This is a genomic window from Amycolatopsis sp. w19 (assembly GCF_051373225.1).
Classification (GTDB): Bacteria; Actinomycetota; Actinomycetes; order Mycobacteriales; family Pseudonocardiaceae; genus Amycolatopsis; species Amycolatopsis japonica.
Genome location: NZ_JBPQFM010000002.1, coordinates 659,142 through 668,567, shown reverse-complemented (window position 1 = coordinate 668,567; position 9,426 = coordinate 659,142). Strand labels below are relative to the sequence as shown.

Here is a 9,426-nt window from a genome sequence, read left to right as displayed (position 1 = left end):
GCACCGAGTACAGCCCCGGACAGGCGGGCTCCGGAACAGGCCGTCCCTCCGCCGCCCCCCGCGCCGCAGCGGCGGTCCCCCCAGCCGGGTGACCGGGGTATTGGCATGCCCGCCTACGCCCAGGACGAGACCCCCCGTCCCGGCCGCCGCAGGCGCCGCGAGGACGACGGTCCGCTTCCGGACGAGCGGCCGACCGACGTCCTCCCCGCGATCCAGGAGGCGCCGCTGGCCCGGCGCCCCGGCGCGGCTCCTTCTTCGCCGCCTCAAGGCAGCGAAGAGGAATACAACGAGATCTTCGGCGACGACGCGTATGACGACTATGACGAGTACGACGACTACGAAGATTACGAAGATTACGAGGAATACGACGACGAGGACCGTGCCGAACCGGAACGCATCGAGGACGAGCGCCCGGAACGTCAGGGGCCGCCGCCCAAGAAGCGCAAGAAGAAGCGCGCGCTGGGCTGGATCGCCGCGCTGACGGTGCTCGTCCTGCTCGCCGGCGGCGCCTACTACGGCTTCACCGAGATCTTCGGCTACGACGACTACGAGGGCACCGGCGAGAGCGACGTCCTCGTCCAGGTGGAGAAGGGCGACTCGACGTCGGCGATCGGCAACCGGCTGCAGGCGGCCGGGGTGGTCGCCAGCGGCAAGGCGTTCGTGAAGGCGGGCGAGGACAACACCGCCGTCTCGCGGCTCCAGCAGGGCTACTACGTCATGAAGACGAAGATGTCCGGGGCCAGCGCGGTCGAGAAGATGATCGCCCCCGCGTCGAAGGTCGGCCAGGTCGAAATCCGGCCGTACACCCAGTTCCACGACATCACCCAGCCCGACGGCAAGGTGACGCCCGGGGTGTACACGTTGCTGTCCAAGGCTTCCTGCGCCGACCTGAACGGCACGAGCACCTGTGTGCCGGTCGAGGAACTGCGCAAGACGATCGAGAACGCGGACCTGGTGAAACTGGGCGTCCCGGCGTGGGCCATCGAGCCCGCGACGAAGGCCGAGCACAAGGACCGCCGCCTCGAAGGACTGATCGCCCCGGGTATCTACGACATCAAGCCCGGCTGGACGGCCGAAGAACTGCTCACCTACGTCGTGAAGACGTCGGCGGACCGCATCCTCAACGCCGGGCTGAGCGAGCAGTCGAAGGGCGAGGGGAAAACGCCGTACGAGACGCTCGTCATCGCGTCGATCATCGAACGCGAGGCGGTGAAGGCCGACTTCGGGAAGATCTCGCGGGTCATCTACAACCGGATCGACGAGAAGATGCGGCTCGAGATGGACTCGACGATCAACTACGTCCTCGACCGGCCGACCCTGCTCACCAAACCCGAAGAACGGGAAAAAGCGGGCGCCTACAACACCTACAAGTCGGTCGGCCTGACCCCGACACCGATCGCGGTCCCGAGCGCGGAGGCCATCCAAGCCGCGCTGAAGCCGACGGCGGGGGAGTGGCTGTTCTTCGTCAAATGCGAGAAGAACGGGCTTTCCTGCTTCACGGTGACGAACGACGAGCACAACAAGGCCAAGCTGGACGCACAGAGGCGCGGTGTCTACTAAGCGCAAGGCCGCGATCCTCGGGAAACCGGTCGAACACTCGCTCTCGCCCGTGCTGCACGGTGCCGCGTTCCGCGCGCTGGGCCTGGACGGCTGGACCTACGAGCGGGTCGAGATGGACGGTCCCGGGCTGCCCGCGTTCGTCGACGGCCTCGGTCCGGAGTGGACCGGGCTCTCGGTGACGATGCCCGGGAAACGGGCCGCGCTGGACCACGCCGACGAGGTCACGCCACGCGCGGCGGCGGTCGGCGCGGCGAACACGCTGGTGCGCCGGGAAACCGGCTGGCTGGCGGACTGTACCGACGTCGACGGCGTCACCGAGGCGTTGCGGATCGCGGGGGAGTACTCGCCCGGCCCGGACGACGCCGGTGTCGTTCTCGGTGCCGGCGGGACGGCCGCCGCGGCCGTCGTCGGACTGGCTTCGCTCGGCGTGCGCACGGTCCGGCTCGTCGTGCGGGATCCGGCGCGGGCGACGGAAACTGTCGAGGCGGCTCAGCGGGCCGGGCTCGACGTCGAGGTCCTGCGCTGGGCCGAAGCCGACTTCGGGAAGCTCGCGGCGGATTCGGCGGTGCTGGTGAACACCGTGCCCCCGGACGCCGTCCGGCCGCATCTGGCGGAGCTGTCCGGGATCGCGTGCGTCCTCGACGTCATCTACCACCCCTGGCCGACCGCGCTCGCCGAAGCCGTCGCCGAGCGGGGCGGGCGGCTCGCGACCGGGCTGGACATGTTGCTGCATCAGGCTTTCGGGCAGTCCGAGTACTTCACCGGACGGCCCGCGCCGCGGGCGGAGATGCGGGACGCGCTGCGTGAGGCGACCGGCGGGATCCTCTCCCTGCCGATCGGCTGAGCGGACCACGGGAACCAGGTCGCACGGCTCGGCGGGTGGTGAAGGCCTCCTTGAGGGACTTTGGATTCGTTGATGAAGGATTGGGGACAGTGAACGTCCCCAATCCTTCATCGACAACGCTCCACCCGGTCTGGAACGGAGCGAATCCCGCCCCCGCGCACAGGCGTTGCGAGCGGGTCACGTTTGCGCAGGTAGCGGGCGAGGTGTCGGCCCGTCGTGAGTGATTTGGGTCGTTCTAACGACCGAAATCACTCACGACTCCCACGACCCGGACGGCTGGGGTACATGAAGGCCCCCTTCCTTGCGCTAGACGCAAGGAAGGGGGCCTTCATGTACCCCAGAACAGGACCGGTGAGCGGAACCTTCTTCGGTGAAAGCGCCTGACAAGATCGCCTGGGTTCGATAATCTGGCCGACTGCCTTGAGGAAGGAACAAGGGGTCGATGCCTAAACCAGATCGAGACCACTACACCGAAGAAGACATCAACAACTCGTGGGTCGATGAGGCTCCGGTCATGAATTCCACCGTCACCCTGGCCGAGTACGACCCGGAGTGGCCTGAGCTGTTCGACCGGGAAGCCAAGCGCATCAGGGGGATCCTGGGGGAACGCGCGCTGGTCCTGGAGCATGTCGGCTCCACGTCGGTGCCGGGACTGTGCGCGAAACCGATCATCGACATCATGCTGATCGTCGCGGATTCGGACGAGGAGGAAACCTATGTGCCGCAGCTGGAGGCCGAGGGCTACAAACTCGTCATCCGCGAGCCGGAGTGGGAGAAGCACCGCTGCTTCAAAGGGCCGGACACGAACATCAACCTGCATGTCTACTCGCCGGACAACGGCCAGACCGAGCGCTACCGCCTCTTCCGCGACCGGCTCATCGCGCACGAGGACGAGCGGAAGCTCTACGAGGCCAAGAAACGCGAACTGGCGTCGCGCACCTGGAAGTACATCCAGCACTACGCCGACGCCAAGAACGACGTGGTCGACGCGATCATCGAGCGGGCTCGCGCGGCCCAGTACGACGGGTTCGCGCGGCTCTACGCGGCGCACGCCGAGACCAGTAGCACCAACGCCCACTACGACCGTCCCGCCATCGTGGAGCTGGCCGGGGACGTGGCGGGCAAGCGGGTGCTGGACGTCGGCAGCGCGGCGGGACACTTGAGCGCCCTGCTCGCCGAGAAGGGCGCGGACGTCCTCGGCGTCGACGCCAGCTCGGGCATGGTCGCCGTCGCCAGGGAGAAGTTCGGGCACGTCGCGAAATTCGAGACGGCGGACGTTTCGCGGCCGATGCCCTTCGTGGAGGACGCCTCGATCGACGTCATCACGGCGTCGCTGGTGCTGCATTACCTGAAGGAGTGGGCGCCGGCGCTGGCGGAGTTCCGGCGGGTGCTCAAACCGGGTGGGCTCCTGGTGTTCTCGGTGCATCATCCGGGCGAGGACTGGCGGTGGTTCGAAAAGCGGAACTACTTCCAGCTCGAACTCCTGGAAGACGAGTTCCCGGCGGGGCAACAGGTCCGCTTCTACCGGCGGCCGTTGAGCTGGACGTTCGGCGCGGTGCGGGACGCCGGGTTCGCCGTCGACAGGCTGGTCGAGCCGATGCCGGACGAGGCGATCGCCGAATCGGACCCGCGGTGGTACGCGAAACTGCGGACCGAACCGCGGTTCCTGTACTTCCGGACCGTCCGGGAGTCCTGACCCCACGCCGCGTTTAGTCCTCTGGATGCGGTTTTCCCTATCGCATTCAGAGGACTAAATGCGTGTCAGGCGACGTCGTCCCGCTTCGACAGGTCCCTGATCAGCGAAACGATCTCCCGGCTGACCGGCCGCAGCACCCGCAACCGCGAAAGCCCCACCAGCCGCGCGATCAGCGGCACCGTCCGTTCCACCAGGATCCGGCTGCGTTTCTGCCCGGCGGACCGGTCGTGGACCCAGAACAGCACGACCCCCATCTGGTACAGCCACAGGAGATCGGGCAGGTCGTCGCGCAGATCCGGGTCGAGTTTGACGTCGGAGTCGGCGATGACGTCGCGCATCAGGCCGACGGAGGCGTCCCGCGCCGGCGAAGACTCCTCGCTGAACGGGCTCAGCGGCGAGTCCGGGTCGGCGGCGTTGACGAAGAACTGGGTGCCGAAGCGGTGGTACGGCTCGGCGACGTCGAGCCAGGTGAGCAGGACGGTCTTGAGGCGGGCGCTGAAGTCCCGCTCACCTTCGATCGCCTGGCGCGCGTCCGTCAGGTGCGCCTTCGCGATCTCGTCGTAGAAACCCTGGATCAGCTGGTCTTTCGAGGCGAAGTAGTAGTAGGCGTTCCCGACCGACACGCCCGCTTCGGCGGCGATGGCCCGCATGGTCGTGCGGTCGTAGCCGTTCTCCGCGAACAGCCGCAACGCGGTCGCCACGATCAGTGACCTGGTTTCCTCACTCTTCGCCACCACTGCACGTTATCCGGTCAGGGCGCCGGGTGCGGAGCGGGCGCCGGGTAGCCGGGGTAGGGCGGCGGCACCGGCGCGGGCCGTTCGGTGGCGTGGCTGAGGTGCTTGCGCCGGATCCCGTTGAACACCAGCACGTTCCCGACGTGCATCACGCCGAGCACGAGTGCCACGGTGCCGACCTTGACCGACAGCATCTCGAAGACGTCGCGTGCGTCGAGGACGGTGTCGTCGCTGGTCAGGAACAGGGTCACGAAACCCAGGCTGACCAGGTAGAACCCGACGACGAGCAGCTGGTTCACCGAATGCGCCAGCGCTTGTTTGTCCTGGAAGACGTCTTCCAGGAACGTCTTGCCGTGCCTGCTCAGCGTGCGCGCGACCAGCACGGTCAGCGGCACGGTGATGACCAGGTAGAGCGCGTAGGCCATGACTACGGGTTGCATGGGGGCCTCCTTTTGAACGTGTTCAAGAAGAACCGTAGCCCAGATTTTGAACGTGTTCAAGAGGCGCTGTTCACCTGAACCTCACCCCACCGGTCACGACGGATGCGTAAGGTCGCCTCGAACTCTGGGAGGTAAGGAACGTGAAACGCATCGCCGCCGTGCTCACCTCGGGCGCCGTGCTCGCCGGGACGCTGCTGGCCGCCACACCGGCGGAAGCCGCCGCCGGGCAGAACGTCCGCTTCGCGACGTACAACGCTTCGCTCAACCGCGGGGCCCCCGGTCAGCTCGTGACCGACCTGTCGCAGCCGGGCAACGCGCAGGCGAACGAGGTCGCCGAGGTGATCCAGCGCAACCGGCCCGACGTGCTGCTGATCAACGAATTCGACTACGTGCCCGGCAACCGCGCCGCGGACCTGTTCCGCGAGAACTACCTGATGCGCGGCCAGAACGGCGCCGCCCCGATCGATTACCCGTACGCCTTCACCGCGCCCTCGAACACCGGCGTCGCGACCGGTTTCGACCTCGACCGCGACGGCAAGGTCGGCGGCGGCAACGACGCGCACGGCTTCGGCCTCTTCGAGGGCCAGTACGGCATGCTCGTGCTGTCGAAGTACCCGATCGACACCAAGAGCGTGCGGACGTTCCAGAAGTTCCTCTGGAAGGACATGCCGGGCGCGCTGCTGCCCGACGACCCGGCCACCCCCGCGCCGAACGACTGGTACTCGCCGCAGGCACTCGACGTGCTGCGCCTGTCGTCGAAGTCCCATTGGGACGTTCCGATCCGGGTCGGCCGCTCGACCGTGCACTTCCTTGCCGCGCACCCGACGCCGCCCACCTTCGACGGTCCCGAAGACCGCAACGGCACCCGCAACAACGACGAGATCCGCTTCTGGGCGGACTACGTGACCCCGGGCAAGGGCCGCTACATCCACGACGACCGCGGCCGCCGCGGCGGGCTGGGCGCGCACGAGAAGTTCGTCATCGCCGGCGACCACAACTCCGACCCGCTCGACGGCGACAGCGTCCCAGGCGCCATCTCACGCCTGCTGAACGCGCCGCGCGTCATCGAGACCCGGCCGGGGAGCGAAGGCGGCGTACGGGCCGCTCAGGACCAGGCGGGCGCCAACATCGGCCAGAAGGGCGACCCGTACTTCGACACCGGCGACTTCAACGACAAGGCGCCGGGGAACCTGCGGATCGACTACGTCCTGCCGTCGAAGGGCCTGATCCCCTGGCGTGCCGAGGTCTTCTGGCCGCTGCCCGATTCACCGCTGGCCCGGCTCAACGACGCCTCGGACCACCACCTGGTGCGCGTCGACGTGTTCGTCCCGCGCCGGTAGGGCTCAGCGGGCGCCGAGCAGCGCCGCGCCCGGGCCGGTCAGGGTGGCCAGCCCGGTGCTCCGGCCACTCACGGACAGCAGCAGGTCGACGAGCGGGCCCCGGACCTCCTCGGGGCCCGTTCCGCCGGTCCAGTCGGCGTCCGTGGCGATCAGCCGGAGATCCTTGCAACGTTTCTTCGCGCCCCAGAACGGACTGACGAGCAGGTGCTCCAGTGCCGCGATGGCGGGTTTCTCCGGCATCGGGCGCGCGATACCGAGCGGGCGGGCGACGTCCTGGCCGTGGATGAGCACGTCGGCGAGCGGGTCGATCGGTTTGGCGCCGGGCGAGCGGCGGGCCGATCCGGCGTCCTCGCGGATCTGGGCGACGAGTTCGGCGGGGGAGAACCGGGCGGCGTAGGCGATGGCCTGGCCGGTGTTCATCCGGTCCCAGTTCCCCTTGGCCTTCACGATGCCGGTGAGGGTGTCCTTGAGCCGGTTCCTGGTGGTCTGCGCGAGATGTCCCGCCATCGCGTGGACCGTCCACTCCGGACAGAGTGTCTTGGTGGACCAGTCCTTGTCGTCGAGCCCCTCCAGCAGTTCGGCGAAGCTCAGCCGCTCCGCTTCGGTCCAGGCCAGGATCCCGCCCTCGTGCATCCCGTTCCTCCGGTCACCGTTGTCCGAGCGCCTTGACCGCCTCTTCGGAGGTCTCCATGACGATCGTGTGGTAGCTCTCGATCCGCGAGACGATCGCCTCGCGCGGGCCCGTCAGCCAGGCCTCACTGCCATAGAACTCGCGTTCCTGCCGTTCGTGTTCTTCGAGAGAGCCGAATGCGCGGATCAGGTAGGCCTCCTCGTTTCCGTCCTCGGCGACCAGCGACCGTCCGAAGTCGACGACCCGCAGCCCCGCGCGCTCCAGCAGGGGAACGGACTCGTCGCGCATCACGCGGAGGAATTCCCCGCTCGTCCCGGGTTTCAACCGGTAGGTGCGGACTTCCAGGATCATGGTGGCCTCCCCGGGCATGGTTCCGGCGCCGACTCTAGCCTGGGGAGCATGAAGATCGCGATTCTCGACGACTACCAGGAAGTGGCGCTCGGTTTCGGGGACTGGGACTCCCTCGGCGCCCAGATCGAGGTGTTCACGAAGCCGTTCGCGGATCCCGCCGACGTGGTGGGCCGCCTGCGTGACTTCGAGGTCGTGGTGGCGATGCGCGAACGCACCCGCTTCCCCGCCGAAGTCCTCGACCGGCTGCCCGCGCTCAGGCTGCTGGTGAGCACCGGCCACCGCAACGCCGCGATCGACGTGGCCGCCGCCCGGCGCAACGGCGTGGTCGTCTCGTCCACCGGGTACATCGCGGCCCCCGCGGCCGAGCACACCTGGGCGCTGATCCTCGCCGCCGCGCGGAACGTGCCGGTGGAGTCGCGGAACATGCGCGAGGGCGGCTGGCAGACCACCGTCGGCACGATCCTGGCCGGCAAGACGCTCGGGCTGCTCGGGCTCGGCAGGCTCGGCGCCGGCGCGGCCAAGATCGGCCAGGCGTTCGGCATGGAGACCATCGCGTGGAGCCAGAACCTCACCCAGGAGAAGGCCGACCCGCACGGGGTGACCGCGGTGTCGAAGGACGAACTGTTCGCCCGCGCGGACGTCCTGTCCGTCCATCTGGTGCTCAGCGGCCGCAGCCGCGGGCTGGTCGGCGCGGCCGAACTCGCCGCGATGAAGCCGACGGCGATGCTGGTCAACACCTCGCGCGGACCGATCGTGGACGAAGCCGCACTAGTGGACGCTTTGCGCCGCAAGGAGATCGCGGTCGCCGCACTGGACGTCTACGACGTGGAGCCGCTGCCGTCTGAGCATCCGTTGCGGACGCTGGACAACGTCGTGCTCACCCCGCACATCGGCTACGTCACCCGGGAGGCCTACGAGATCTTCTACCGCGACGCGGTCGAGGACATCGCGGCCTTCCAGGCGGGTTCGCCGATCCGTGTCATGGAGTAGAGCCGCGCAGCTCCGCCAGCACGGCGTCGGTGTAGGGCGGCCAGACCTCGGCCGCCCACGGGCCGAAGGCGCGGTCGGTGAGCGCGACGCAGGCCGCGCCGGCGTCGGGGTCGACCCAGAGGAAGGTGCCGGACTGCCCGAAGTGGCCGAAGGTCCGCGGCGAGCTCGACGAACCGGTCCAATGTGGACTCTTGTGGTCGCGGATCTCGAAGCCGAGGCCCCAGTCGTTCGGCTTCTGGTGGCCGAAGCCGGGCAGGACACCGGAAAGGCCGGGGAAGGTCACGGAAGTCGCCTCGCGCACCGTTTCGGCGGCGATGAGCTTCGGGGCCTGCAGTTCGGCGGCGAACGCGACCAGGTCGTCCACAGTGGACTCCGCGCCCGAAGCGGGGGAGCCGGTCAGCTTGGTCGCCGTCATGCCCAGCGGCTGGAAGAGCGCCTCCGCCTGATAGTCGGCGAAGGGGATGCCGGAATGCTCGGTGAGCGCGTCGGCGAGCTGTTCGAAGCCGGCGTTGGAGTACAGGCGCCGGTTGCCGGGCGCGGCCATCGCCTTGTGCTCGTTGAAGGCCAGGCCCGAGGTGTGCGCGAGCAGATGCCGGATCGTGGAGCCCTCCGGCCCGGCGGGGGTGTCGAGTTCGACGACGCCCTCTTCGATGGCGATCAGCGCGGCGTAGGCCGTGAGCGGTTTGGTCACCGACGCCAGCCGGTACACCTTCGTCGGGTCGCCGTGCGTGCCCAGCACGTCACCGGCGGCGGTCACCACGGCCGTGGCGGCGTTGTCCACCGGCCACTGTTCGATCCTGCGCACGCTTTCCATGCCAACACCCTACGAAGCCCGGGCCG

At 68.4% G+C, this 9,426-nt stretch carries 10 protein-coding genes; 5 read left to right on the top strand and 5 right to left on the bottom strand.

Annotated elements, in window-relative coordinates; genetic code table 11:
• Positions 1 to 105: 105 nt before the first annotated feature.
• The 3 genes from mltG to ACSMFO_RS07545 all read left to right on the top strand — a co-directional run bounded on the left by mltG (position 106) and on the right by ACSMFO_RS07545 (position 4,100).
• Positions 106 to 1,560, top strand: coding sequence for an endolytic transglycosylase MltG (mltG, locus tag ACSMFO_RS07555; protein ID WP_436457622.1), 1,455 nt, complete (start codon positions 106 to 108; stop codon positions 1,558 to 1,560).
• Between the two features lie 13 nt (positions 1,561 to 1,573).
• Positions 1,574 to 2,404: a shikimate dehydrogenase gene (locus ACSMFO_RS07550; protein WP_436457658.1), complete on the top strand. Its 831-nt coding sequence runs from the start codon at positions 1,574 to 1,576 to the stop codon at positions 2,402 to 2,404.
• Positions 2,405 to 2,846: 442 nt separating this feature from the next.
• On the top strand, positions 2,847 to 4,100 hold the full coding sequence (locus tag ACSMFO_RS07545) for a GrpB family protein (RefSeq protein WP_436457620.1): 1,254 nt from the start codon (positions 2,847 to 2,849) through the stop codon (positions 4,098 to 4,100).
• 65 nt (positions 4,101 to 4,165) lie between these two features.
• On the opposite strand, the gene ACSMFO_RS07540 is transcribed toward ACSMFO_RS07545, so the two are convergent.
• Positions 4,166 to 4,834: a TetR/AcrR family transcriptional regulator gene (locus ACSMFO_RS07540; protein ID WP_038523833.1), complete on the bottom strand. Its 669-nt coding sequence runs from the start codon at positions 4,832 to 4,834 to the stop codon at positions 4,166 to 4,168.
• Between the two features lie 17 nt (positions 4,835 to 4,851).
• Positions 4,852 to 5,274 carry a hypothetical protein gene (locus ACSMFO_RS07535; RefSeq protein ID WP_038515630.1) on the bottom strand — a complete coding sequence of 141 codons (423 nt, stop codon included), beginning with the start codon at positions 5,272 to 5,274 and terminating at the stop codon, positions 4,852 to 4,854.
• A 140-nt stretch (positions 5,275 to 5,414) separates the two neighbouring features.
• Between ACSMFO_RS07535 and ACSMFO_RS07530 the strand changes: the two genes are divergently transcribed.
• Positions 5,415 to 6,614, top strand: a complete 1,200-nt coding sequence (locus tag ACSMFO_RS07530; protein WP_436457617.1) for an endonuclease/exonuclease/phosphatase family protein — start codon at positions 5,415 to 5,417, stop codon at positions 6,612 to 6,614.
• A 3-nt stretch (positions 6,615 to 6,617) separates the two neighbouring features.
• On the opposite strand, the gene ACSMFO_RS07525 is transcribed toward ACSMFO_RS07530, so the two are convergent.
• Both ACSMFO_RS07525 and ACSMFO_RS07520 read right to left on the bottom strand, forming a co-directional pair.
• The gene (locus ACSMFO_RS07525) at positions 6,618 to 7,247 is read right to left on the bottom strand and encodes a maleylpyruvate isomerase family mycothiol-dependent enzyme (protein WP_436457615.1); all 630 of its coding nucleotides are present in this window, start codon (positions 7,245 to 7,247) and stop codon (positions 6,618 to 6,620) included.
• A gap of 13 nt (positions 7,248 to 7,260) precedes the next feature.
• Positions 7,261 to 7,596 carry an NIPSNAP family protein gene (locus ACSMFO_RS07520; RefSeq protein WP_436457614.1) on the bottom strand — a complete coding sequence of 112 codons (336 nt, stop codon included), beginning with the start codon at positions 7,594 to 7,596 and terminating at the stop codon, positions 7,261 to 7,263.
• A 48-nt stretch (positions 7,597 to 7,644) separates the two neighbouring features.
• Between ACSMFO_RS07520 and ACSMFO_RS07515 the strand changes: the two genes are divergently transcribed.
• A complete protein-coding gene (locus tag ACSMFO_RS07515; protein WP_436457613.1) occupies positions 7,645 to 8,586 on the top strand; it encodes a D-2-hydroxyacid dehydrogenase family protein in 942 nt (313 codons plus the stop codon).
• On the opposite strand, the gene ACSMFO_RS07510 is transcribed toward ACSMFO_RS07515, so the two are convergent.
• Positions 8,576 to 9,400: a serine hydrolase domain-containing protein gene (locus tag ACSMFO_RS07510; RefSeq protein ID WP_436457611.1), complete on the bottom strand. Its 825-nt coding sequence runs from the start codon at positions 9,398 to 9,400 to the stop codon at positions 8,576 to 8,578. The two genes, ACSMFO_RS07515 and ACSMFO_RS07510, sit on opposite strands and share 11 nt — an antisense overlap.
• Positions 9,401 to 9,426 lie beyond the last annotated feature (26 nt).

What these genes read in the sequence shown, in the direction of transcription:
- mltG (WP_436457622.1), top strand. Translation starts at nt 106, where the DNA reads ATGCCCGCCTACGCCCAGGACGAGACCCCCCGTCCCGGCCGCCGCAGG.
- ACSMFO_RS07545 (WP_436457620.1), top strand. Translation starts at nt 2,847, where the DNA reads ATGCCTAAACCAGATCGAGACCACTACACCGAAGAAGACATCAACAAC.
- ACSMFO_RS07535 (WP_038515630.1), bottom strand. Translation starts at nt 5,274, where the DNA reads ATGCAACCCGTAGTCATGGCCTACGCGCTCTACCTGGTCATCACCGTG.
- ACSMFO_RS07525 (WP_436457615.1), bottom strand. Translation starts at nt 7,247, where the DNA reads ATGCACGAGGGCGGGATCCTGGCCTGGACCGAAGCGGAGCGGCTGAGC.
- ACSMFO_RS07520 (WP_436457614.1), bottom strand. Translation starts at nt 7,596, where the DNA reads ATGATCCTGGAAGTCCGCACCTACCGGTTGAAACCCGGGACGAGCGGG.
- ACSMFO_RS07515 (WP_436457613.1), top strand. Translation starts at nt 7,645, where the DNA reads ATGAAGATCGCGATTCTCGACGACTACCAGGAAGTGGCGCTCGGTTTC.
- ACSMFO_RS07510 (WP_436457611.1), bottom strand. Translation starts at nt 9,400, where the DNA reads ATGGAAAGCGTGCGCAGGATCGAACAGTGGCCGGTGGACAACGCCGCC.